Source organism: Vibrio sp. Vb1755, from assembly GCF_033338635.1.
Classification (GTDB): domain Bacteria; phylum Pseudomonadota; class Gammaproteobacteria; order Enterobacterales; family Vibrionaceae; genus Vibrio; species Vibrio alginolyticus.
The window spans coordinates 1-25,641 of the sequence record NZ_JAWOTA010000043.1 but is presented as its reverse complement, the minus strand read 5'-3'; the positions used below and the strand labels follow the sequence as shown (position 1 = coordinate 25,641).

Annotated in this window: 16 protein-coding genes and 1 pseudogene; 14 read left to right on the top strand and 3 right to left on the bottom strand. The window is 45.4% G+C overall.

Annotation, left to right across the window (positions count from 1 at the left end; translation table 11 throughout):
- The 14 genes and pseudogenes from R7E00_RS21845 to R7E00_RS21780 all read left to right on the top strand — a co-directional run.
- A pseudogene (locus R7E00_RS21845) lies at positions 1 to 258 on the top strand (aspartate aminotransferase family protein); the annotation flags it as partial.
- Between the two features lie 345 nt (positions 259 to 603).
- The gene (locus R7E00_RS21840) at positions 604 to 1,689 is read left to right on the top strand and encodes an AI-2E family transporter (protein ID WP_005386541.1); all 1,086 of its coding nucleotides are present in this window, start codon (positions 604 to 606) and stop codon (positions 1,687 to 1,689) included.
- Positions 1,690 to 1,765: 76 nt separating this feature from the next.
- On the top strand, positions 1,766 to 2,791 hold the full coding sequence (gene rsmC / locus R7E00_RS21835) for a 16S rRNA (guanine(1207)-N(2))-methyltransferase RsmC (RefSeq protein ID WP_017635899.1): 1,026 nt from the start codon (positions 1,766 to 1,768) through the stop codon (positions 2,789 to 2,791).
- 226 nt (positions 2,792 to 3,017) lie between these two features.
- On the top strand, positions 3,018 to 6,404 hold the full coding sequence (locus R7E00_RS21830; protein WP_054579089.1) for a response regulator: 3,387 nt from the start codon (positions 3,018 to 3,020) through the stop codon (positions 6,402 to 6,404).
- Positions 6,405 to 7,186: 782 nt separating this feature from the next.
- Entirely contained in the window at positions 7,187 to 8,869 is a 1,683-nt protein-coding gene (locus R7E00_RS21825) for an ABC transporter substrate-binding protein (RefSeq protein ID WP_005380037.1), read from the top strand.
- Positions 8,870 to 9,039: 170 nt separating this feature from the next.
- Positions 9,040 to 10,026 (top strand): ABC transporter permease, encoded by a 987-nt coding sequence (locus tag R7E00_RS21820; protein ID WP_005380038.1) that lies wholly within the window; start codon positions 9,040 to 9,042, stop codon positions 10,024 to 10,026.
- 2 nt (positions 10,027 to 10,028) lie between these two features.
- A complete protein-coding gene (locus R7E00_RS21815) occupies positions 10,029 to 11,054 on the top strand; it encodes an ABC transporter permease (RefSeq protein WP_054579088.1) in 1,026 nt (341 codons plus the stop codon).
- Between the two features lie 2 nt (positions 11,055 to 11,056).
- Complete coding sequence (locus R7E00_RS21810; RefSeq protein WP_005380040.1) at positions 11,057 to 12,040, top strand: ABC transporter ATP-binding protein; 984 nt, start codon at positions 11,057 to 11,059, stop codon at positions 12,038 to 12,040.
- 47 nt (positions 12,041 to 12,087) lie between these two features.
- A complete protein-coding gene (locus tag R7E00_RS21805) occupies positions 12,088 to 13,083 on the top strand; it encodes an ABC transporter ATP-binding protein (protein WP_054579087.1) in 996 nt (331 codons plus the stop codon).
- A 63-nt stretch (positions 13,084 to 13,146) separates the two neighbouring features.
- Positions 13,147 to 14,886: a glycoside hydrolase family 9 protein gene (locus tag R7E00_RS21800; protein ID WP_054579086.1), complete on the top strand. Its 1,740-nt coding sequence runs from the start codon at positions 13,147 to 13,149 to the stop codon at positions 14,884 to 14,886.
- Positions 14,887 to 14,888: 2 nt separating this feature from the next.
- The gene (locus tag R7E00_RS21795) at positions 14,889 to 15,779 is read left to right on the top strand and encodes an N-acetylglucosamine kinase (protein WP_054579085.1); all 891 of its coding nucleotides are present in this window, start codon (positions 14,889 to 14,891) and stop codon (positions 15,777 to 15,779) included.
- Between the two features lie 8 nt (positions 15,780 to 15,787).
- Positions 15,788 to 17,707, top strand: a complete 1,920-nt coding sequence (locus tag R7E00_RS21790; protein WP_262606242.1) for a beta-N-acetylhexosaminidase — start codon at positions 15,788 to 15,790, stop codon at positions 17,705 to 17,707.
- Positions 17,708 to 17,791: 84 nt separating this feature from the next.
- Positions 17,792 to 20,200, top strand: a complete 2,409-nt coding sequence (locus tag R7E00_RS21785) for a GH36-type glycosyl hydrolase domain-containing protein (protein WP_213905831.1) — start codon at positions 17,792 to 17,794, stop codon at positions 20,198 to 20,200.
- A 125-nt stretch (positions 20,201 to 20,325) separates the two neighbouring features.
- The gene (locus R7E00_RS21780) at positions 20,326 to 21,738 is read left to right on the top strand and encodes a phosphoglucomutase/phosphomannomutase family protein (RefSeq protein WP_213905829.1); all 1,413 of its coding nucleotides are present in this window, start codon (positions 20,326 to 20,328) and stop codon (positions 21,736 to 21,738) included.
- 157 nt (positions 21,739 to 21,895) lie between these two features.
- Here the strand turns inward: R7E00_RS21780 and R7E00_RS21775 are convergent, their stop codons facing one another.
- The 3 genes from R7E00_RS21775 to R7E00_RS21765 all read right to left on the bottom strand — a co-directional run.
- Positions 21,896 to 22,927, bottom strand: a complete 1,032-nt coding sequence (locus tag R7E00_RS21775; protein ID WP_005380055.1) for an ABC transporter ATP-binding protein — start codon at positions 22,925 to 22,927, stop codon at positions 21,896 to 21,898.
- Entirely contained in the window at positions 22,927 to 24,552 is a 1,626-nt protein-coding gene (locus tag R7E00_RS21770) for an ABC transporter permease (protein ID WP_025768193.1), read from the bottom strand. The genes R7E00_RS21775 and R7E00_RS21770 overlap by 1 nt, the downstream gene beginning before the upstream one ends.
- Positions 24,553 to 24,651: 99 nt before the next feature.
- Positions 24,652 to 25,641: Fe(3+) ABC transporter substrate-binding protein (locus tag R7E00_RS21765; protein ID WP_318124466.1), on the bottom strand; the 990-nt coding region annotated here is incomplete at its 5' end.

Genomic DNA, 25,641 nt, shown 5'->3' with positions numbered 1-25,641 from the left:
GTTGTTAACCAAGTGGGCGGTATGTTCGGCTTCTTCTTCACTGACCAAGAAAAAGTAACTTGCTACGAAGACGTAACGAAGTGCGATGTAGAACGCTTCAAGCGTTTCTTCCACTTAATGCTAAAACACGGTGTCTACCTTGCGCCATCTGCGTTTGAAGCGAGCTTTACTTCACTCGCTCATGGTTCAAAAGAGATTGATGCCACACTAGAAGCTGCTGACCGCTGTTTTGCTGTTCTTGCAGAAGAAGCGAAATAATCGCTAAAAACGGCGATAACGCATTTAGAAAAGGACCGTAACGGTCCTTTTTTATTGCCAATTCAAAATAACCAATATCGCTAATACCCCAACGACAATGCCAAACCACGGTATTCGCTTAGCTTTTTTCTCGGTTTGACACTTTTTATCACCGTTGCAACAACCCATAGCTCATCTCTTGATTGATAACCGACTGATTTGTAGTCATTATAGCAAGGTACATCGCCCTGCTCTAATTCGGCATTGTCATAAGCTTGAAAGAGTTAAGAGTGCAAAGTAATAAAGGTTACACGCCATCATTGAAGGCATAAACCGTAAACGTCACCTGTAAGTTGGACTAATACCATGCCAAATAATGTAAAAATAACGTCGAGTCACCGAGTACTAATGGTTGCTTTACTCGCCGCTGCTTTTGCTTGCTACTTATTGGTTGAGCCATATATCAATTCCATTGTGATGGCTTTTATCATTTCTTTGCTCATGTTTCCGATACACGAATGGTTTGAGCAGAAAATTCCCAAGCACCCCAATATGGCGGCACTGCTGTCATGTGTCGTCTTGACGTTTATTATTGTTATCCCGCTTTTATTTGTGTTTGCCGCCATTGTTCAGCAAGGCTCTGTTTTCTCACAAAATACATATAATTGGGTTACCAATGGTGGTATCCAAGATATATTCCAACATCCTTTCGTTATCAAAGGCTTAGCGATTGTTAATGAGTACTTACCTTTTGATAAAATCGAGCCCAAAGCCATCGCTGAGAAAATTGGGCAATTTGCCACATCGTTTGGCTCTAACTTAGTTGCTATTAGCGCAAAGATTTTAGGAGACGCAACCAACTTCCTAATGAACTTCTTCCTAATGCTGTTTGTGTTGTTTTTTCTGCTTCGTGACCACGACAAAATTATCTCTGCGATTCGTCATATTCTGCCACTTTCACGTAGCCAAGAAGACCGAATATTGACAGAGATAGAGCAAGTTTCTAAATCAGCCGTAATGGGCTCATTCATGACGGCGATTGCTCAAGGTTTGGCTGGCGGCATCGGTATGTGGCTCGCCGGCTTCCCTGGGCTATTTTGGGGAACGATGATGGGCTTTGCATCATTCATTCCAGTGGTAGGAACCGCGCTAATCTGGATTCCTGCAGCAGCGTACTTGTTCTTAACAGGCGATATGACTTGGGCTATCTTTTTGACGGTGTGGAGTGTAGTTGTCGTTGGCTCTATAGATAACCTATTGCGCCCGTTGCTAATGCAAGGCAGCGCCGGCATGAATACCCTTATGATTTTCTTCTCATTACTGGGTGGTCTGCATCTGTTTGGTTTGATTGGTCTTATCTACGGCCCACTTATTTTTGCCGTGACCATGGTACTGTTTAATATCTACGAGGAAGAATTCAAAGACTTCCTTAACCAACAAGACAACAGCTAGTCACCGCTTAATCACTTCAAGCTTGGGGCAGATTGTGCGAAAATCTGCCCCAAATTATTTCTGATGAACCAAATTTATGTCTGCTTATATCGCTCCTAGCCAAATAGCTCAGCGCCAACTTGAATACTTCAACGGAAAACACGTTTTAGTCGCTGGTGAAGTTGAAGACCTATTTCCTCTTGAGTTAGTAGCTCATTGTGAGTCTGTTGAAGTGTTTACTTCCAACTATAGCTACTACCGCCAAATTCAAACCTCTGACAAAGTGAAAAGTCATTTTGGCTCTGTGTTTGATGTTGAAACAAAAGCAGACATGGTCCTTTTATACTGGCCAAAAGCAAAAGCCGAAGCAGAATACTTGCTGGCGATGTTGATGGCGAAACTGGGCATTAACACCGAAATCGTCATCGTTGGTGAAAACCGCTCCGGCATCAAGAGCATCGAGAAGATGTTCCAAGAATACGGCCCTGTGAACAAGTACGACTCTGCTCGTCGCTGCTCATTTTACTGGGGTAATTGCCTCAATGAACCCAAACCTTTCAACCAAACAGATTGGTTTAAGTCTTACACTGTTACACTCGGTGAGCAGTCGCTAGCGGTTAAGAGCCTACCTGGCGTATTCAGCCATGGCGAATTCGACTTAGGTAGCCGATTGCTGCTTGAAACCTTACCTAAGCTTTCGGGCAAAGTGCTAGACTTTGGTTGTGGTGCAGGTGTGCTCGGTGCGTTTATGGCGAAAGCGAATCCAGAAATCGCGATTGAGATGTGTGACATTAATGCTTATGCGATCACTTCTAGCCAAGCCACATTAGAAGCGAATGGTTTATCCGGACGCGTATTTGCATCAGATATATACTCGGATACCGCAAAAGACTACCGCTTTATTATCAGCAACCCGCCATTCCACAGTGGTCTAGACACAAATTACAACGCAGCGGAAACCTTGTTGGGTCAGGCACCACAATATTTAACCAAAGACGGCGAAATGGTGATTGTCGCGAATAGCTTCTTAAAATACCCACCAATTATCGAGCGGGCGTTTAATAATTGCGAGACGCTAAATAAGACCAATAAATTTTCTATCTACTACGCGAAAAAATCATAACTTCCCCCCGCGCGGGCACAAACCTGCGCGATTTTTTCTCATAAATTCAACACTCATAAGAAAAACTGCGTCACCCTGCACGCTTTACAACTAACTTTCTTGTCAAAGAAAAAAAACTCGTTAATTTTGTTAATTCTATCTAGTTGAACATCTTATCCGTTTTTAACGAGAACCTCGGCAGCGAAGTATGTTTTAGAACTGCCCATTATGAGTTGTAATCTTATCCATGTTTAAATTCTACAAAAAACAGAAATTTAAGCGCCTTCAGAGTACACTGATGACCGCATTTCTGGTGCTCAGTATCACACCTCTTACCATTACTGCGATCTTTTTCTTGCAGTCCCACAGTAAAGATCTGCAAGAACAAAGCACCTCGCACTTACTGTCTGTTCGAGATACAAAACAGCAGCAAATCATCGACTACTTTGAGGCACGAGAAACCGAAGTCATGGGCTTTGTGCGCTCAGAGTTGGCTTACGCCAGTGGTGGCCGATTCTACGGTCTCGTCAATGCTTTTAGTCGTTTAGGCAATGATATTGAAGAGTCTCGTAAAAACGCCCAACAGCGCTACATCGAGGGCAGCGGAGACCAAATCAAAACCTCAACGTTACCCGAGTCATCCAACTATGTAGGAAGTGAACGTTACAGACTTTTGCACAAACGCTATCATTGGGCCTACTTGGAGCTCCTCAAGCGCTCTGATTTTAATGACATTTTGCTGGTCGACATCAATGGTAACGTCACCTACTCGATCAACAAAGACGATAACTACGGAACGAACTTGTTATCAGGCCCCTACAAAGACTCGGCACTTGGCAAAACTTTCAAGCGTCTCGCCGATGATGTGACTGAACGTCGAAAAGTAAACGAAGACTATACTCCTGTGATTGTGTCTGACTTCGAGCTGGAAGGGGGTAAATCAGTCGCTTGGCTAGGTGCACCAATTGTTCAGCAAGGTTATCTACACAGCTATGCCATGTTCCGCTTGCCAAATAATGGCATCACTAAGTTAGCCGCAGACGCTAATCGAGAGTCATCCATTAACACCCTGCTGGTTGGAAATGATCACCAACCTCGCACAATTAACACGAAACAAGACGACATTAAGAACAGTTTAGAAGTGATCGATAAAGCACTCTCTGGTGCGTTTGGTGTCGGCACTTACACGAACGGCTTAGGTGAAGAAATCATCGCGGCTTATGCACCGATTGAAACTCGTGGTGTGATTTGGGCGCTCGTCGTACAGTTACCAGAAAACGAAGCTTTCGCTCGTATCCATCAACTCGAAAAACTATTCGTTATCGCTATGTTGATCGCCATTATCCTTGTGGTGATAGCTTCTCACTATTTATCAAACTTTATCACTTCTCCGTTGCTGAAATTGACTTGGGTTGCCGAAAAGGTCTCTGCAGGGGATCTTGATGACACGTCTTTTAATACGGTTCGTAAAGATGAAATTGGTCGGCTTGCGTTAAGCTTTGAACGAATGCAACGCTCTATTCGAGAGAAGATTCAAACCATTAAGAAGCAAAATGAAGAACTAGAAAGCAACATACAGATCATTCAAAAACAGAATGAAGAACTGCAATTGGCCGATAAATTAAAAGATGAATTCTTAGCCACGACTTCTCATGAACTTCGTACACCGTTACACGGCATGGTCGGGATTGCTGAAACCTTAGCGTCCGGCGCCAATGGTGCGATCCCCGCTAGCCAGAAATATCAGCTTGATATCATCATTAAAAGTGGTCAGCGTCTCGCTAATCTAGTCGATGACTTGTTGGATTATCATAAAATGCGTTATGGAAGCATGGATATCCAGAAATCAGCAGTGAGTTTGGGCAGTGCAACACGATTGGTTTTAGAGCTTTCTAGCCATTTACTCGGAAGTAAAACCATCCGCATCATCAACCAAGTCCCAGCGGATTTAAAAGCAGTGTCAGCTGACCCGCAACGCCTTGAACAAGTGCTATATAACCTGATTGGCAATGCGATTAAATACACCTCAGAAGGTAAAATTGTTATCTCCGCTAATGTGGTAGATGATCATGTACGCGTACAAGTTGTGGATACTGGACAAGGAATTCCCGCAGAACAACTTGAACATATTTTTGAACCACTCATCCAAGCAGGGCAAGACGCGAGCCGTTATCGTCAAGGTGCAGGACTTGGGCTCTCCATTAGCCGTCAATTGATCGAATTAATGGGAGGCTCGTTATACGTCAGTAGCCAACCAATGGTCGGAACTACCTTCAGTTTCACTTTACCGCTCGCCAGTGAAGAAGAAATCCAAGCAACCCAGACTCTAGCTGCGCACGGACACTTCCAAATCCCTGAAGTTAATGTAGAGAACCGCGAAGACTTATCACTTCCAGAGAACCCAGACGGCCCGTTACTGTATGTTGCTGACGATGAACCAGTAAACTTACGCGTGCTTGAAAGCTTTTTACGTTTAGAGGGCTATCGTGTGCGTACCGTCTCCGATGGGCCAGAAACGTTAGCGCTCGTCGAGCAAGAGAAGCCGGAACTTCTGTTATTGGATATCATGATGCCAGGCATGAGCGGCTACCAAGTTTGTAGTGAACTACGTGAAACCTATGATCATGCCGAGTTGCCAATCATTATGCTCACCGCACTCAGTCAAACAGAAGATCGTGTAAGAGGTTTTGAAGCAGGAGCCAACGACTATTTATCGAAACCATTTAATAAACAAGAGTTGGCGGCACGTATCCAAGCGCATTTAACGGCAAGTAAAGCAGAAATGCGCCATATGGAAAACAAAGTGCTAGAGTCTGAACTTAGACAGCGAGCAGTCGTTGAAGCAAGCTTACTTGAGACTCAAGGTCGTTTGTTGGAACAGCTAGAATCGGCTCCTGAAGCTATCATCTGTCTACGTGAAGACAAGCGTATTCGCTTTGCTAACGAAGCTGCTTGTAAGCTATTCAAGCGCAGCTTAGAACAGCTAAAGCGCTCATCTGCTGATGAGCTGATTGCCCCTAAATATCTAACCGTCAAACAACCTCATTACTGTGGCAAGATTGATATCTATATTGAAGATATTCGTCAGAACATCGAAGCAGACATTCTTAAGCTCCCTGAAGGTTCAGGGTTAGATATCATGTACATCTTTAATGTCGGCGGTGGAGCCAGTGCCGCTCGCATACATAATCTAGAAACCGCCGTAGAAGTGCTTTCAAGTTATGCATTTGATGGTGACAAAGACCAATTGCAAAAGCTAAAAGAGCTTGGCGGAGAATTTACGCGCCTTGCAGACAAAGCACTCGGTAATAAAAAGGACAAGCAAGAACTTATGCGGGAAGTTCTAGTCGACGCAATGACACATGCTTTAGAGTATTGGGAATCTGTAACGGGTGAAAGTAAATTCGCATTTGCAGAGCAAAGTGGCTTGTGGCGCGTTTATCTAGACCGAAGTACTTTACAAACACGCACCTTAGATAAATACATGCGTATAGAAACATTACCCAAAACACCACGTTGGAGAACGGTGCTAAGCTCGATAGAGTTCATTCTCGAACACTGCAAAGAACAGAGCCCCGAGAGAGCATACATAGAAGCACAACGAGATAAACTACAGCGACTATTGACCAGCTAATATTTATCAAAAAAACTAGCCCAGCGTGCATGCTGGGCTTTTTTGTTATTCGAGTATTCCCTTCCTAGAGATAAAAGAGACCGCCTCTTCCTACCCCATTACCATATTTCCAATAACGAACATTCGGTTAGACAACGCTATCTATTGTTGGTCTTCAAAACGTACGACCTTATCCATTTAACTTGTCTTAACTAGGTAAGTTCGAGCAACCGAAAAAACTTCATTCATATAATAAAAAAAGGACAACAAACGGAAGAAAACTGTCGATAAAAAAGGCCATTTTTCAGATAACAAGCGGATTTTGACGAACTATTGATAGAGATTGCGAACTTAATCACAACAGAACGGCAGATTAATTTTTAGCTGATTAATTAACACCATTTCTGCATGTGAGCGAGATCTCCGAACCTAGAAAACAAGCAGGAAACGTATATTTAAAAAGGACCAGCAGGTTAGTAATCACCAACACTTATTATTAACAAGGATATAAACTGCGACGCATATCAACGTTTATTTTTTGGCCCAATGCTGGTTAAAATTAGCCAAAATAACGTTTATAACGGAGAGCTCAGAGATTTTAACGTTTTTAACGGGAATCAAGTTTGATTATTTTATGGATAAGGTGTTTTCTTACTCCTACCTAAGGCCTACAGGCCACTCTTGGCGAAACTCAATGTTGTAATGAGTAAGGCATGTACAAGAGGTAGGTCTTAGAGAGTGTTTATCAATTGATGACATTCAATTCCATTTAGTGAAATGAAAGCAAATAGTAAGGAACAGCTATGCTTGCCAATATTAAAAAAACAGCACTAGCAACAGCAATTATTGCAACGGCTACTACAGGTTTTGCATCGGTAGCTACTGCGGCTGAACGCAGTGAACTGACTATCCACCCTAAAGAGTTTACAACTTTCGTTCGTAACTTTAACCCTTTCTTGGGTGCAACTAACCTGCACACAACAACCGACTTTATTTACGAGCCGCTCGTTGTTTTTAACGAAATGCACGGTAACACGCCTGTATTTCGTCTAGCAGAAAACTTTACCATGGCTGATGACCTGATGAGCGTAACCTTCGATATCCGTAAGGGCGTAAAATGGTCTGATGGCAAAGCGTTTACCGCTGATGATGTTGTTTATTCTTTCAACCTAGTTAAAGAGAAGCCAGAGCTAGACCAATCTGGTATCAACTCTTGGGTGACTGGCGTAGAAAAAGTTAACGACTACCAAGTTAAATTCCGTCTAAGCGAAGCAAACTCAAACGTTCCTTACGAAATTGCGAAAGTACCAGTCGTACCTAAGCACGTATGGAGCAAAGTAAAAGATCCAGCAACATTCACAAACGAAAATCCAGTAGGCAGTGGTCCATTTACTGAAATCGACACTTTCACACCGCAGCTATATATCCAGTGTGAGAACCCGAATTATTGGGATGCTGACAACCTAGATGTAGATTGTCTGCGTGTGCCACAAATCGCGAACAACGACCAATTCTTGGGCAAAATCGTTAACGGCGAAATGGACTGGACGTCTTCATTCGTACCAGACATCGACCGTACGTACGCTGCAGCAAGTCCGAATCACCACTACTGGTACCCACCAGCGGGTACTCAAGCATTTGTAGTGAACTTCAAAAACCCAGACGCTGCGAAAAACGAAGCACTAACTAACGTTGACTTCCGTCGTGCGTTCTCTATGGCGCTAGACCGTCAAACTATCATTGATATCGCTTTCTACGGCGGCGGTACAGTGAACGACTTCGCATCTGGCCTTGGCTACGCATTCGAAGCTTGGTCTGATGAAGAGACGCACAACAAGTACAAAGGCTACAACACATACAACGCGGAAGGTGCGAAAAAGCTTCTAGCTAAAGCTGGCTTCAAAGATGTAAACAAAGATGGCTTTGTGGATACACCATCTGGCAAGTCTTTCGAGCTTCTAATTCAATCACCAAACGGTTGGACTGACTTCAACAACACGGTACAACTAGCCGTTGAGCAACTAGCAGAAGTGGGCATTAAAGCTCGTGCTCGTACACCGGACTTCTCGGTATACAACCAAGCTATGCTAGAAGGTACTTACGACGTTGCTTACACCAACTACTTCCACGGTGCAGATCCACACTTGTACTGGGATAGTGGCTACAACTCGAAGCTACAAGCTGGTGACGGCATGCCTCGCTTTGCAATGCACTTCTACAAGAACGATAAGCTAGACGGTCTTCTTAACAGCTTCTACAAGACAGCAGATAAGCAAGAACAACTAGAGATCGCTCATGGCATTCAGAAGATCATTGCTCAGGACCAAGTAACTATTCCTGTGCTATCTGGCGCGTACATGTACCAATACAACACAACTCGCTTCACTGGTTGGTGGAACGAAGAAAACCCTAAGGGCCGTCCAAACATTTGGGCAGGTATCCCAGAGCGTCTACTTCACGTACTGGACCTAAAACCAGTTAAATAAGTAGAAGTTCATTTCAAGCGGCATACATCCCGTGTGCCGCCTATAAAAATCCCTTGTTAACGAAACCAATATGTGGCGCTCGTCGTCAGGGGATTTTTCGCTCTAAATTTCGCTAGGAGCGACCTGAAACCAGAAACAGGGAAAAAATCTGGGTGAGTAAGGTGTGAGTTATGGGTTATTTTTTAAGACGTTTGTCGTTCTATCTTGTCGCGCTCTTAGTTGCAGCGACGTTAAACTTTATTATTCCGCGAGCAATGCCTGGTGACCCAGTTACCATGATGTTTGCTAATGCTTCAGTACAGGTGACTCCAGAACGAATCGCAGCAATGAAAGAACTGCTCGGTTTCGTTGATGGGCCAATTTACATTCAGTACTTCTCGTACATTAAAAACATTCTAAGTTGGGAATTGGGCACCTCAATCCAGTTCTACCCACTTTCAGTTAATTCTTTACTAGGTAGTGCATTTGGCTGGTCACTATTTCTAGCTGGTACTGCGGTTGTACTTTCTTTCTCCATCGCTTCTGTCCTTGGTATTTTTGCCGCCTGGAAGCGCGGTAGTAAGTACGATGCATTCGTAACGCCTGGCACATTGATCATTCAAGCTATTCCACAAATGGTTATCGCAATGTTAGCGCTGTTTACCTTTGCGATTGGCCTGAAATGGTTCCCATCTGGCTATGCTTACACGCCAGGTACTATTCCTGATTGGACAAGCTGGGAGTTCATCAAGAACGTGGGTTACCACGCTGTACTACCTCTATTCTGTGCAACCATCGTTCAAATTGGTGGCTTCTTAGTTAACATGCGTAACAACATGATCAACCTTCTCGCCGAAGACTATATCACGATGGCTAAAGGTAAAGGGCTGAGTGAAAACCGCGTCGTCTTTAATTACGCCGCACGTAACGCACTACTTCCAAGTGTTACCGCACTGTCTATGTCTTTAGGTATGGCCATTGGAGGTCAATTAATCATCGAGATGATTTTCAACTACCCAGGCCTAGGTACTGTTCTATTGAACGCAATTCACGCTCGTGACTACCAAGTACTTCAAGGTCAGTTAATTATCATGACGATGTTCATGCTGTGCTTCAACTTAATGGCTGACATGCTGTACATGATTCTAGACCCTCGCCTACGTACGGGAGGCAAATAATCATGAAAGAACTATTCAAACTTATTTTAGGTAACGCATTTGCTCGCATTGGTCTTGGCATTGTTACGCTGTTCGTGTTCGTTGCGATTGCCGCTCCTTTACTTACAAAGCATGCGCCAGACAAGCGAACCGGTAACCCACACGAATACCCAAGCTTTGTTGTAAAACAGGCACAAAACAATCCTGATGGTTGGGTCGCTAAAAACCTGGCAGACGATCGTCGTACGCTGATTATGTCTAAAAAGGCCGACCACGTATTAGGTACTAGCCGAATGGGTCGCGATATCTGGTCGCAAGTGGCTTACGGTGCACGAGTATCACTGGGTGTAGGCTTTGGCGCTGGCATCATCGTGTGCTTCTTAGCAACAGTCATTGGTATATCGGCAGGTTACTTCGGCGGTAAAGTGGATGACATATTGAGTGCCGCAATGAACATCATGTTAGTAATTCCGCAGTATCCATTGCTATTCGTGCTGGCGGCCTTTATCGGTGAAGCAGGCCCACTCACCATTGCCTTGATTATCGCTGGTACTTCTTGGGCATGGGGTGCACGTGTTGTCCGCTCTCAAACTATGGCACTACGCGAGAAAGAGTTCGTTAAAGCTGCCGAAGTATTGGGAGAGTCTTCATTCCGTATCATCTTCGTTGAGATTTTACCAAACCTTATCCCGATTGTCGGTGCGAGCTTCATTGGCTCAGTAATGCTGGCGATCAACACTGAAGCGGTCATTTCGTTCCTAGGTTTGGGTGATGCCAACACGATCAGTTGGGGCATCATGCTTTACAACGTGCAAACCTCATCAGCCATGCTGATTGGCGCATGGTGGGAAGTACTAGCACCTTGTATTGCCCTAACACTACTGGTTACTGGTCTTGCTCTGTTGAACTTTGCCGTTGACGAAATTGCGAACCCTCAACTTCGTTCTCACAAAGGCATGAAACGCTGGAAAAAACTAGCAGCAAAAGACAAGAAAGAACGTGAGCCTGAACTGGCACCACAAAATGCACTATGGAGCGGAGATAAATAATCATGACTGCACCACTAATTTCCATCCGTAACCTATGCGTAGACTACATCACAGACGCGGGCGATGTCCGCGCCTGTAACAACGTGAGCTTCGACATTGCACCAGGTGAAGTATTCGGTCTGGCTGGTGAATCTGGCTGTGGCAAATCCACTGTTGCCTTCTCACTAATGCGCCTTCATAAGCCGCCAGCGTTTATCACAGGTGGTGAGGTGATCTTCAACGGTGAAGATATCCTTCAGTACAGCGATGATCGCATGCAAGCGTTCCGCTGGAGTGAAATGTCGATGGTATTCCAGAGTGCGATGAACGCTTTGAACCCTGTTCTAACCATGGAAGAGCAGTTCTGTGACGTCATCATGCGTCATACCAATATGACTCGCGCTCAAGCAAAAACACGCGCTGAAGGTCTGCTGGAAATCGTTGATATCCACCCTAGCCGATTGAGTGATTACCCGCACCAGTTCTCTGGTGGTATGCGTCAACGTCTAGTAATCGCAATCGCTTTGGCTCTGAACCCAAAAATGATCATCATGGACGAACCGACTACCGCATTGGATGTAGTGGTTCAACGTGAAATTCTACAAAAAATTTACGCGCTTAAAGAAGAGTTTGGTTTCTCAATTCTGTTCATCACACATGACTTGTCATTGATGGTCGAGTTCTCGGATCGTATCGGCATCATGTACTCAGGTGAGTTGATTGAAGTCGCGCCTTCTAAGCAAATTCTGGAAAGTCCTTACCACCCTTACACCAAAGGTTTGGGTAGCTCTTTCCCTCCACTAACTGGACCAAAGACCAAATTGACTGGTATTCCAGGTAACCCGTTGAACTTGCTAGAAGTACCACGGGGCTGCCGCTTCCAAGCTCGTTGCGATCGCGTACATGAAGCATGTACACGTGTACCAACCCAATTACGTCAAATTGAACCAGGTCGCCTCTCAAATTGCCATTTGTACGGCGACACCATTGCTCAAGCTAAGGTTTAACAACAAAAAAACGCTAGCTAAGAACAAAAATTACACTGGAGAGAATTATGAGCAAACAATTCGGCGAACTGCTGATTGAGGGTAAAAATGTCGTTAAGGACTTCCCTTTAAACAGTAACTCAATCAAACAATCTAAGATGCGCGCAATCAACGACGTCTCTTTCAAAATGTACAAGAGCCGCGGCTTGTCAGTGGTAGGTGAATCTGGTTCAGGTAAGTCTACTACTGCAAAAATGATTGCAAAAATGTACGCACCAACCGATGGCATCATTGAGTACAAAGGTCGTGATATCCAAGACATCACCTCTCGTCACGATTTAATGACCTACCGTGAAGGTGTACAAATGGTGTGGCAAGACCCGTTTGGCTCGCTAAACCCAACGCACAATATCTTCCACCATATTGCTCGACCACTGCTAATCCACAAAAAGGTCTCACCTAGCAACAAGAAAGAACTGGAAGAGCGTGTGTACGACCTACTTGAACAAGTTGGTCTTATTCCCCCAAAAGAAACGGCGCAAAAGTTCCCGCACCAGCTATCTGGCGGTCAGCGTCAGCGTGTCAACCTGGCTCGTAACATTGCGGTTGGAGCTGAAGTAGTCTTGGCGGATGAGCCAACATCCATGCTCGATGTATCGATCCGCGCTGGCGTTTTGAACTTGATGGAAGAGATGAAGTTCGAGAAACAAATGTCTCTGCTCTACATCACTCACGACATCGCAACAGCGCGTTACATTGCTGAAGATCTTGCGGTCATGTACGTAGGTCACATGGTTGAATGGGGCGATACTGAAGAAATCATTCACGACCCTCAACACCCATATACGCAACTGTTGGTATCTGCGGTTCCAGATCCATCGAAGTCTATTCACGAGAAACTGAAAGGCAACAAAGGGGAAATCCCACTTTGGACACCAGAATCTGTCGGCTGTCCATTTGCTGGACGTTGTGTACACGCTACCGACAAATGTCGTGAACGACTACCAGGCGTCACTCAACTGTCCGACAACCACTTTGTCCGCTGTTACTTATTTGAAGATTAATCATAACGAGGGTCAGGTTCAGCCTGACCCATTCCTGTTTTTATCGTTTCCCGGAGACATTGAATGCTGCTACTGACTAACCACATTGGTTATGAACGTCTGGGCCCAAAGAAAGCCATTATCCAGACCGAACAACCACACTTGTCTTCTTACACTGCTCAATTGATTTGTGCCACTAGCGAGCAAACCGTGGCAACTTTTGCGGTTGAAGAACAAGGTAAAGTGGCGAACTGGCATCAGGGCTATTTCTACCTCATCGACTTTTCCTCTTTCACAACGTCAGGTGACTATTTCTTGCAAGTAGAAGATACGCGCTCTTCCTCTTTCATCGTTGGCGAACACATTCTGTTGGATCAAACTTTGTCAGATGTGATCCACTACTTCAAATCGCAACGTTGCGGCGGGATCTTCGATCAACAAGATCGACAACTTCCAGTACTAAACTCCAATAAAAAGGTTGATGTACACGGCGGCTGGTACGACGCATCAGGAGACGTTAGCAAGTATTTAAGTCACCTTTCATACGCGAATTATTTGAATCCTCAACAAACCCCAATGGTGGTTTGGAACATCCTAAAAGGGGTTTCGTTGCTTGAAGGAAGCGAAGACATTGCAGCTTTCACACGTACACGTCTGATTGAAGAAGCCCTGTTCGGTGCAGACTTTCTTGTGCGTATGCAAAACGAAAAAGGCTTTTTCTACATGACGGTCTTTGACAAGTGGAGCAAAGATACTGCGCAACGCGAGATTTGCGCGTACGAAACTCAACTTGGTCACAAATTTGACGACTATCAAGCAGGCTTTCGACAAGGTGGCGGTGTCGCCATTGCAGCGCTAGCGGCAGCGTCGCGTTTAAGTGTTCACGGTGAATACGATCAACAAAAATACCGCAACGCTGCCGAAAATGGTTACTGGCACTTAAAAGAGCACAATACGCAGTACCTCAATGATGGGGAAGAAAACATTATCGACGAATACTGTGCGCTACTGGCTTGTGTAGAACTGTTTAAAGCAACCAAAGAAACTCGCTACTTGGAAGAGAGCCGTTTGTGGGCGCAACGTTTAGTTGCACGCCAAATGAGCGACGAGCAGATTCAACACTTTTGGTCAGCAAACCAAGACGGCAGCCGTCCATACTTTCACGCAGCCGAAGCTGGTCTACCAGTTATTGCCCTATGCGAATATCTATCTATTGAAGACGACTCAGCACGAGCGGAATCAGTAAAACGTATCGTCAACCTAGCGTGTGAGTTTGAGATCACAATATCGAATAAAGTGATCAACCCATTCGGTTACCCTCGCCAATATGTTAAAGGCGTAAATGAGTCAAAACGCGAGGCATTTTTTGTCGCACACAACAATGAATCCGGCTATTGGTGGCAAGGCGAGAATGCTCGACTTGGCTCACTCGCGACCATGGCGTACCTTGCTCAACCGCATATAGCGTCGCAAGAAGTACAGCAACAACTTTCTGTGTTTGCTCAAGATGCATTGAACTGGGTTGTAGGCTTAAACCCATACGACATGTGCATGCTAGATGGCCATGGTCGTAACAACCCTGATTACCTCCCTCAATATGGTTTCTTCAACGCAAAAGGTGGCGTGTGTAACGGAATCACTGGCGGCTTTGAAGACGAGGAAGACATTGCATTTAACCCACCAGCACAAAAAGAAGACGTGTTACAAAACTGGCGCTGGGGCGAACAATGGATCCCGCATGGCGCTTGGTACTTACTCGCGATAATCAGTCAAGCTCAGCATGTTTCTCAGTTGGCGACCTCTAAAAATATGAAGGAAGAATAATCATGGGAATGTATTTTGTCGGTATCGATGGTGGCGGCACGTCATGTCGAGCCAGGATTAAAGATTCACAAGGTAATTTTCTTGGCGAGGCCAAAAGCGGCAGTGCCAACATCATGCTAGGTGCTGAAATAGCAATGGCTTCGATTCTTGAATCCATCACTTCGGCTACCGAGCAAGGCGGTCTAACACAACAAGATTTCGCGTCGATGCACGTCGGCTTAGCCCTTGCTGGCGCAGAGCACAAAGCATCTTGGCAAGCCTTCATGTCTCGTCCTCATCCATTTGCCAGTATAACTCTGAATACCGATGCTTACGGTGCGTGCGTTGGTGCGCACAATGGCGAAGATGGCGCAATCATGATTGCGGGAACCGGTTCTTGTGGCATCTACCTTAAAGGATTGGAGCAACACGTTGTCGGTGGTCGTGAGTTCCCTATTTCGGATCAAGGTGGCGGCGCAGTGATGGGGCTACGCCTAGTTCAGCAAGTTTTGTTAGCTGAAGATGGCATCAGAGAAAAAACGCCCCTAGCACAACACGTTATGACGCATTTCGGAAATGAGGTCGACAACGTGGTGGCGTGGTCAAAACAGGCGCTTCCTCGTGATTATGGGCAGTTTTCTCCGGCTATTTTCCAACATGCGGAACAAGGCGATGCACTGGCCATTGAAATGCTGAAGCAAACCGCAGCGGATATAGAAATGTTTCTCGTGGCATTAAACAAGCGCGGCGCAACACGTATTTGTTTAATGGGCAGCATAGCTGAACGCATTGTACGTTGGCTTTCACCACCAGTTCAGCAATGGATTGTTGAGCCACAGTTTGACGCGATTGAAGGCGCAATTATGTTTGCTGGCAAACCAGAACATAACCTTTACTCGCTCAGTGCGGCGTAGGAGTAGATATGGAATATCGTGTTGATCTCGTAGTCCTTTCTGAGCAGAAACAAAACTGCCGCTTTGGCCTCACCTTTCATAACTTGAGCGACCAAGACCTAAACAGCTGGAGCTTAACTTTCGCTTTCGATCGTTACATTCTTCCAGACAGCGTTTCAAATGGTCAACTGACTCAAATTGGTAGTTTTTGCACACTTAAGCCAGAAGGGCTGGTACTGGCTGCCAACCATCACTATTACTGTGAATTCAGTATTGGTTCGAACCCATTCCGTTATTACTCGGATGGCTTTAACGAAGCGATGATCAACTTTGTCGTTGATGGAAACCCACAGCGCGCACAAGTGGATGTCACGCCTATCGTATTAGCTTCACCATACCGTGAACGCAGTGAGATTCCTGCAAGTTTAACCCATGCACAACCCTTGCTGCCAAAACCAAACCATATTGAGGTCAGCGATCACTATTTTAGCTTTGATCATCATGCTGGCGTCGCGGTTTATTCAAGCCTGGCCAATTCAGCTAAAGAATGGCTACTTGAAGAGCTTAAGCGCATTCACCAATTTGAGTTCACATCAGACAATGGCAGTCAGATCATCTTCAAAGGCAACCCAACCTTGGATGAAGGCGCTTACAAACTGAAAGTAGCCGAAGAGTCAATCAAAATTGAAGCAGGATCTTCGTCTGGTTTTATCCATGCTTGTGCAACGTTATTACAACTAATCGAAGTTGGCGATCAACCTAACTCAATGGAAGTAGTTTGCTGTTCACTCAAGGACAGGCCACGTTTTCGTTACCGCGGTATGATGCTGGATTGTGCTCGTCATTTTCACTCCGTTGAGCAAGTCAAACGCTTGATCAACCAACTGGCTCATTACAAGTTCAATACGTTCCATTGGCATCTCACCGACGATGAGGGTTGGCGAATTGAAATCAAATCACTGCCTCAACTGACCGATATTGGTGCTTGGCGCGGATTGGATGAGATCAATGAACCACAGTACACGCACTTTGATGAACGTTACGGCGGCTTCTACACACAAGAAGACATCAAAGACGTTATCGAATTTGCATCGCAACGCGGCATCACCATCATTCCTGAAATTGATGTACCTGGTCATTGCCGAGCCGCCATCAAGTCGTTACCACACCTATTGGTAGAAGCGGAAGATACCACCGAATACCGCAGTATTCAGCATTACAACGACAACGTCATTAACCCAGCTCTGCCGGGGAGCTATGAATTTATCGACAAAGTGCTAGAAGAAGTCTCTGCGCTTTTTCCTGCGCCTTACGTTCATATTGGTGCCGACGAAGTACCTAACGGCGTATGGTCAAAAAGCCCAGCATGCCAAGCACTAATGGAACAACTGGGTTACAGCGACTACAAAGATTTGCAAGGACACTTCTTGCGTTATGCCGAAGACAAACTCCGTAAATTGGGCAAACGCATGCTGGGCTGGGAAGAAGCTCAACACGGCGACAAAGTCAGTAAAGATACGGTGATCTACTCATGGCTAAGCGAAGAAGCGGCATTGAACTGTGCTCGCCAAGGCTTTGATGTGGTGCTGCAACCAGCACAAACCACTTACCTAGATATGACCCAAGACTACGCACCTGAAGAACCGGGCGTGGACTGGGCAAACCCACTGCCACTAGAAAAAGCTTACAACTACGAGCCGCTCGCTGAAGTGCCTGCTGACGACCCAATACGTAAGCGCATTTGGGGCATTCAAACAGCATTATGGTGCGAAATTATCAATAACCAACCTCGCATGGACTACATGATCTTCCCTCGTTTAACTGCAATGGCAGAAGCATGTTGGACAGACAAACAACACCGAGATTGGACCGACTATTTATCACGCTTGAAAGGCCATCTACCTCTGCTTGATTTGCAGGGAGTGAATTACCGTAAACCGTGGAAGTAATACAAAACTGATGTCGAAACATCACGCTTGAAGAGTTTTTAAATTTTGGCTGCTGATGCAGCTTCGTAAAAAGGAAAGACACAAATGAAATACGGCTATTTCGATAACGAGAATCGCGAATACGTCATCACTCGCCCTGACGTACCAGCACCATGGACCAACTACCTAGGTACTGAGAAGTTCTGTACGGTTATCTCGCACAACGCGGGTGGCTACTCGTTCTACAACTCTCCAGAATACAACCGTGTTACTAAATTCCGTCCAAATGCGACATTCGATCGCCCAGGACACTACGTTTACTTGCGTGATGATGAGACAGGTGATTACTGGTCAATCTCTTGGCAACCAGTTGCGAAGAGCCTAGACGAAGCAAACTACGAAGTTCGTCACGGCTTGTCTTACTCTAAGTTCAAATGTGAATACAGCGGTATTACCGCAACAAAAACTCTGTTCGTGCCAAAAGGCGAAGACGCTGAAATCTGGGATGTAGTGATTAAAAACACCTCAGACAAACCACGTACGATCAGTGCATTCTCATTTGTTGAGTTCTCATTCAGCCACATTCAATCTGATAACCAGAACCATCAGATGTCTCTGTATTCTGCAGGTACGTCATACAACGAAGGCGTGATTGAGTACGACCTGTACTACAACACCAACGATTTCGAAGGCTTCTACTACCTAGCTTCAACATTTGACCCTGATTCATACGACGGCCAACGTGATAGCTTCCTAGGCCTATACCGTGACGAAGCAAACCCGTTAGCGGTAGAACAAGGTAAGTGTTTCAATACAGCGCAAACTTGTTACAACCACTGTGGCTCTTTGCATAAGCAATTTACTATTCAGCCGGGTGAAGAAGTTCGCTTTGCTTACATTCTAGGTATTGGTAAAGGCAACGGTGAGCGTCTACGTGCTAAGTACCAAGACCTTGCAGAAGTCGACAACGCATTTGCGGTTATCAAAACACACTGGGATGAGCGCTGTGGCAAGTTCCAAGTGAAATCACCAAACGAAGGTCTAGATACCATGATCAACGCTTGGACGTTATACCAAGCGGAAACTTGTGTGGTGTGGTCTCGCTTTGCTTCATTCATCGAGGTGGGAGGCCGTACTGGTCTTGGTTACCGCGATACAGCGCAAGATGCAATCTCAGTTCCTCACGCTAACCCAGCAATGACGCGCAAACGTATCGTTGACCTACTGCGCGGCCAAGTAAAAGCGGGCTACGGTCTACACCTATTCGATCCAGATTGGTTTGATCCAGAAAAAGCTGATGTTAAACCATCTAAATCTCCAACCGTAGTTCCAACACCTTCTGATGAAGACAAAATTCACGGCATCGAAGACACTTGTTCTGATGATCACCTATGGCTAGTTCCAACCATCTGTAAGTACGTGATGGAAACCGGTGAGCACAGCTTCTTTGACGAAGTGATCCCTTACGCTGACGGTGGCGATGCAACCGTTTATGACCACATGAAAGCCGCGCTAGACTTCTCGGCTGAATACGTCGGTCAAACCGGTATCTGTAAAGGCCTGCGTGCCGACTGGAATGACTGTCTGAACCTAGGTGGCGGCGAATCTTCAATGGTATCGTTCCTACATTTCTGGGCACTGCAAGAGTTCATCGACCTAGCGAAATACCTAGGTAAAGAAGCTGACGTTGAGAAATACACGGTGATGGCAGCAAACGTTCGTGAAGCGTGTGAAACACACCTTTGGGATGACGAAGGCGGTTGGTACATCCGTGGTCTGACGAAAAATGGCGACAAGATCGGTACTGCGCAACAAGCGGAAGGCCGAGTACACCTAGAGTCAAACACACTTGCGGTACTTTCTGGTGCGGTATCTCAAGAGCGCGGCGAAAAAGCGATGGACGCTGTCGATGAGAACCTGTTCTCTGAATACGGCCTTCACCTAAACTCACCATCTTTTGCAACACCGAATGATGATATCGGCTTCGTAACTCGTGTTTACCAAGGCGTAAAAGAGAACGGTGCGATATTCTCGCATCCAAACCCATGGGCTTGGGTAGCTGAAGCGAAACTGGGTCGTGGTGATCGTGCAATGAAGTTCTACGATGCGCTAAACCCATACAACCAGAACGACATCATCGAAAAACGTATTGCAGAACCATACTCATACGTACAGTTCATCATGGGTCGTGACCACCAAGACCACGGTCGTGCAAACCACCCATGGTTAACAGGTACGTCAGGCTGGGCTTACTTCGCTGTTACCAACTTTATCCTTGGTGTGCGTACAGGCTTCGATGGCCTAACTATCGATCCATGTATCCCAACGAACTGGCCTGGTTTCGAAGTGACTCGTCAATGGCTAGGTGCAACGTACAACATCAAAGTCGTTAACCCAGACTCAGTAAGCAAAGGCGTTAAGTCGATTACTGTGAACGGTGAAGCAGTGAATGGTGCCTCTGTACCAGTTCAAGCGGAAGGTTCAGTAAACGAAGTTATCGTTACTCTAGGTTAATCATCTTTTGGGGGAGAGCTTTTCCCCTTTTGATTTATCCGATGCACTTGAGTTTGAGAAGTGCATCGGTTCGCTAGCAAAGATTTAAGAGGCGGTGGGATGCCGCTCTTATCGAGGATCGAATCATGATCAAATTTGGTACAGGCGGTTGGCGTGCATTTATCGGTGAGGAGTTCACCAAAGATAATGTACGTTTGGTCGCTCAAGCAGTTGCAAACATCACGAATAACGAATCGGTTGCTGATCGCGGTTTTGTGATTGGCTATGACCGTCGTTTTCTTTCCGATAAAGCAGGTCGTTGGTTCGCTGAAGTTCTAGCAGCAAACGGCATTGTGGTTAGCTTTATCGACAAATTTGTCCCAACACCTATCGTAATGTTTAAAGCGAAAGAAATGGGCTGCGCATACTCGGCATGTATTACCGCATCACACAACCCTGCCGATTACAACGGCATTAAAGTCTTCATTGAAGGCGGTCGTGACGCAGATGAAATCATCACCCAAAAAATCGAATCACAAATAGACGCGCTCACTGTGCAAGATGTAAAAAGCGTCGACTTTGAACAAGCGGTTGAAGATAAGCTGATTGAAATCATCAACCCGATGAACGAATTCGTTGACTCAATCATCGACTTTATCGACATCGAAGCGATCAAGAAGGCGAATCTACGTGTTTTGATCGACCCAATGTTTGGTGTCGCGAAAAACGCACTGCAAACCGTATTAATCAACGGCCGCTGTGACGTTGATGTGATTAACGATGGCAAAAACCCAGACTTCGGTGGGTTAATGCCTTCGCCAAGCGCTGCAACACTCTACCGTTTGATGCACCTAGTAAAAGAGCAAGGTTACGATATTGGCATCGGTACTGATGGCGATGCGGACCGTCTTGGCATTATCGACGAAAAAGGTAACTTCATTCATCCAAATGAAGTGCTACTGCTGCTTTACTACTACCTACTTGAATACAAAGGCTGGAAAGGCTCCGTGGTACGTAACATCGCAACCACACACCTTCTCGATAAAGTCGCCGAAGATCATGGCGAAAAATGCTTTGAGGTTCCTGTAGGCTTTAAGCACATCAGTTCCAAAATGGAAGCGGATGACTCACTGATTGGCGGGGAAAGCTCTGGCGGCCTAACCATTCGCGGCCACATCAAAGGTAAAGACGGCGTATTCGCATCAAGTCTATTGGTAGAAATGATTTCAGTAACCGGCAAGAAGCTGTCTGAGTTGCTGGATGAAATCTACAGCAAGTACGGCTATGCCTACATGGCAGAAGGCGATTGTAAGTTCAAACCAGCGCAAAAGGACATTCTGTTCAACAAAATTTATGTTGAAAAACAGTTGCCTGAGTTTGAGTTTGAAATCGAAAAAGTCAGCTATGAAGATGGTGCGAAAGTCTACTTCAAAAACGGCGGTTGGATCATCGCTCGCTTCTCTGGCACTGAGCCACTGCTACGAATTTTTGCAGAGATGCAAGATAAGGACACTGCGGAACGTGTTCTTCAACAGTTTAAAGACTTCTTGTCTTTATAACTGAACCTTGTGCCCGCTTCGAGCACTATGATGAGAGTCAACACTGTCTGAAAAGGCGCTCATCAACAGGAGAAGAGCACTTGCCCGGCCCCACTGCCGGGCTTTTTTATTGTATGTTGGAAAGTCGTAAACGAGATAGCAAAGATACTCAGGAGCGTTAAGCAAATGCCAGGACGCCTTGCGTTTCAATTTTCACCGCGACGGACTCACCTATATTTAATGCTTGCGAAGCTGTAGCTAACAAACGGTCACCATTCGCGTTAATCACATAACGGCAGTGATCACCCATAAAATGCTGTTCCAATACGGTTACCGAACTATCTTCATCGGATTGAATTTGCACATGCTGCGGTCTTAGCAGTAAAGAGCACTCCGCCTGTACTGGAATATCTTGTTGAGCCGTGGCTTCAACCACGCCCAAGTGGGTTTCATATTCTGAATTCGAAACCCGTTTAGCAGCAAGGTAACTGCCACCACCTAAGAAATCAGCGACAAACTTACTTGAAGGCTGGTAGTAAAGCTCAGATGCTGTGCCATATTGCTCGATGACTCCATTGTTCATCACTGCCATTTTATCGGCGAAAGCAAAAGCCTCTTCACGGCTATGCGTAACAAAAATGGCAGTCACGCCTTGCGCCTTAAAAATCTTACGGATCTCACTTATCAACTCATGGCGAACTTGCGTATCAATATTAGAAAACGGTTCATCCAGTAACAGTAAGTCTGGGCTGTAAGCTAATGAGCGAGCAATCGCAACACGCTGCTGCTGACCGCCAGACAATTGGTGAGGATAACGATCGCCATAACCTTGAAGATGCACGAGTTCTAACATTTCTTGAACTTTGGCATTTTTCTCTTTTGTCGAGCACTGCTTTAAGCCAAAGGCAATGTTTTGCTCCACCGTCAAGTGAGGAAAAAGTGCGTAATCTTGGAAAATCATCCCTATATTACGCTGTTCTGGCGGCAACCAGTTTTCCCCATCATCAATTGTGACGCAATTTAGACTCATTTCGCCTGAGGTTAACGGCAATAATCCCGCAACGGCCTTTAATAGTGTTGTTTTCCCACAACCACTTGCTCCTAGCAAACAGACAATCTGCCCTTGTTCTACCTCAAGAGACAATGATTCGAGTACGGTTTGATCGTCATATTGGCACGTTAGGTTTTTAATTGATAATGCACAGCTCATCAGTGATTTTGCTCCAGTGAACGGTTAACAACAACAAGCGGGATCAACCCAACAAGAACCAACAGAACCGCTGGCAAAGCGGCCAATTCTAAATGCTCATCCGAGGCGAAGTTATAAACGTATGTGGCTAGTGTTTCAAAGTTAAACGGACGAAGTAACAAAGCCGCATTAAGCTCTTTCATCGACTCGATAAACACTAATAAAGCCGCAATCAGTGCACCGCGCTTAACCAGCGGAAAGTGCACGCGCCACAGCATGGCATTGGGCTTACAACCCATAGTGCGCGATGCCATATCTAACGACGGAGAAATTTTATTTAAATTACTTTCGATACTACCAATCGCTACCGCGGAAAAGCGCACAACCATGGCAAATACTAGTGCGAACATGGAACCAGAAAAGATAAGTCCCGGCCTTCCCCACTCCATGGCTTTAGCAACATCGTTGACACGATGATCCATAAACAGCACAGCGACCATCACACCGATGGCTAGTACCGTTCCTGGTACTGCATAGCCCATAGAAGAAAGACGCATAAATGCCAAGCTTTCTCGTTTACCACTGACTCGATGGGTAAAGTTAACGATCAGTGCGACAGCAACACCAATAATCGCAGCAATAACAGACACAACTAAGCTATTCCATGCGTATTCACGAAACTCTGAGGTCCAACTCTGCGCAAAATAAGTGATCGCATAATCAATCAGCTGTAGTAGCGGCAAAATAAACGCGACCGAAACCAAGCCCCAGCACCAAACTAGTGCGGTCCACTTTTTCCAGCCCGTCAACTCGTAACGAAAATCTTCGTGACTGTTAAATTGGCTTTGAAAAAGCTTTTGTTTACGGCGGCTGTATCGTTCGGCACTAAGAAGCAGTACTACAATGACGAGCATCATGGCAGAAATCTTGGCTGCCGCATTAAGATTAGAGTACCCCAACCAAGTATCGTAGACCGCTGTGGTTAACGTATTCACCGCGAAGTAACTTACCGTACCAAAGTCACCAATGGTCTCCATTGCGACCAATGATAAACCCACTGCGATAGAGGGTCTTACTAACGGCATCGAGATGCGCCAAAAACTTTCCCATGGAGAGCACTTGAGCAAACGCGCGCTTTGCAATAAAGAGACATTTTGCTCCATAAACGCAGCCCGGCACAATAAATACACGTAAGGATACAACACCAAAGCCAACACAAAGGTCGCACCAGGCAACGTACGAATGTCAGGGAACCAATACTCGCCAGGTCCCCATCCGGTTACATCACGCAAAAAGATCTGAATCGGGCCTGCAAAATCAAACCAATCAGTAAAAATATAACCAATGATATAACCTGGCATTGCAAGAGGTAGTACCAATGCCCACTGCAACCATTTTTCGGTCGGCAGTTTACACATGGCCATTATCCAAGCGCTTGGAATACCAAGAATTAAGGACAGCACCATTACGCCAACAGTTAGCGCAACCGTGTTAAAAATATAAGTCGGCATGACCGTTGCCATTAAATGAGCAAACAAATCATCCGTTTCACCAATCGCGGTGTAGAAGATCGCTAAGATCGGCAAAACCAGTAGCAGAGTTATTACCCCACTACTGGTTTTCCATAAAGAGTGTTTATCTTTCATCGCCTAATTACTGCAAGGCTGTATGAAATACAAATGCTGTTGCAAATACATCTCATATCCTTTAATCAAATGGGGGTACTGTTATACCCCCACAAGGAATTAAAGGTCAAATTTCACTTCGTCTAATAGCTTAATTGCCGCTTCGTGGTTGGCTGCAATATCGTCTAGAGAAAGCTTGTCTGCTTTAAAGTCACCCCAAGATTCCACAAGCTCAGAACGCTTCACGCCTTCTTTAACTGGGTACTCATAGTTAACTTCTGCGTACATTTGCTGCGCTTTGTCACCCGTTAGGAATTCCATTAGCTTCACAGCATTGTCTTTGTTTGGAGAGTACTTCGCCATCGCCATACCAGAGATATTCACGTGAGTGCCTGTAGTCTCTTGGTTAGGGAAGTTGATGTAAACTGCATCAGCCCAAGCTTTTTGCTCTTTGTCGTTAACCATTTTACCTAGGTAGTAGCTGTTACCTAGAGAAACATCACATAGGCCTTCTTTGATCGCTTTAACTTGTGCACGGTCGTTGCCTTGTGGTTTGCGAGCAAGGTTTGCTTTCACGCCTTCCAACCACTCTTTGGTTTCTGCTTCGCCATTGTGAGCAATCATTGCTGAAACTAGAGAAACGTTGTACGGGTGCTTACCGCTACGAGTACAAATTTTACCTTTGAACTCTGGCTTAGCTAAGTCTGCGTAGTTGAAATCTGCGCCTAGTTTACCTACGCGATCACGTGATGAATAAACGCTACGAGAACGTAGAGTTAGAGCAAACCACTCATTCTCTTTATCTTGGTATTGAGCAGGTACGTTTTCTTCAATGATTTTGCTATCGACTTTCTGAACTAAACCTTTGTTTGTCAGTTCAGCTAGACGGCTGATGTCTGTCGTAAGAATAACGTCAGCAGGGCTGTACTCACCTTCTTGAGCTAGCTTTTCTGCTAAGCCTTTTTTAGCAAATTTTACGTTTACTTTGATGCCAGTTTCTTTAGTGAACTCATTGAACATAGGTTCAACTAGGAAAGGTTGACGGTAAGAGTAGACGTTCACTTCTTCAGCAGCCATTGCTGTTGGAGCTAGAGTAGCGCAAGTTAGTGC

Bases quoted from the DNA above. Each gene is read 5' to 3' on its own strand.
- R7E00_RS21840 (WP_005386541.1), top strand. From the start codon at position 604: ATGCCAAATAATGTAAAAATAACGTCGAGTCACCGAGTACTAATGGTT.
- rsmC (WP_017635899.1), top strand. From the start codon at position 1,766: ATGTCTGCTTATATCGCTCCTAGCCAAATAGCTCAGCGCCAACTTGAA.
- R7E00_RS21830 (WP_054579089.1), top strand. From the start codon at position 3,018: ATGTTTAAATTCTACAAAAAACAGAAATTTAAGCGCCTTCAGAGTACA.
- R7E00_RS21825 (WP_005380037.1), top strand. From the start codon at position 7,187: ATGCTTGCCAATATTAAAAAAACAGCACTAGCAACAGCAATTATTGCA.
- R7E00_RS21820 (WP_005380038.1), top strand. From the start codon at position 9,040: ATGGGTTATTTTTTAAGACGTTTGTCGTTCTATCTTGTCGCGCTCTTA.
- R7E00_RS21815 (WP_054579088.1), top strand. From the start codon at position 10,029: ATGAAAGAACTATTCAAACTTATTTTAGGTAACGCATTTGCTCGCATT.
- R7E00_RS21810 (WP_005380040.1), top strand. From the start codon at position 11,057: ATGACTGCACCACTAATTTCCATCCGTAACCTATGCGTAGACTACATC.
- R7E00_RS21805 (WP_054579087.1), top strand. From the start codon at position 12,088: ATGAGCAAACAATTCGGCGAACTGCTGATTGAGGGTAAAAATGTCGTT.
- R7E00_RS21800 (WP_054579086.1), top strand. From the start codon at position 13,147: ATGCTGCTACTGACTAACCACATTGGTTATGAACGTCTGGGCCCAAAG.
- R7E00_RS21795 (WP_054579085.1), top strand. From the start codon at position 14,889: ATGGGAATGTATTTTGTCGGTATCGATGGTGGCGGCACGTCATGTCGA.
- R7E00_RS21790 (WP_262606242.1), top strand. From the start codon at position 15,788: ATGGAATATCGTGTTGATCTCGTAGTCCTTTCTGAGCAGAAACAAAAC.
- R7E00_RS21785 (WP_213905831.1), top strand. From the start codon at position 17,792: ATGAAATACGGCTATTTCGATAACGAGAATCGCGAATACGTCATCACT.
- R7E00_RS21780 (WP_213905829.1), top strand. From the start codon at position 20,326: ATGATCAAATTTGGTACAGGCGGTTGGCGTGCATTTATCGGTGAGGAG.
- R7E00_RS21775 (WP_005380055.1), bottom strand. From the start codon at position 22,927: ATGAGCTGTGCATTATCAATTAAAAACCTAACGTGCCAATATGACGAT.
- R7E00_RS21770 (WP_025768193.1), bottom strand. From the start codon at position 24,552: ATGAAAGATAAACACTCTTTATGGAAAACCAGTAGTGGGGTAATAACT.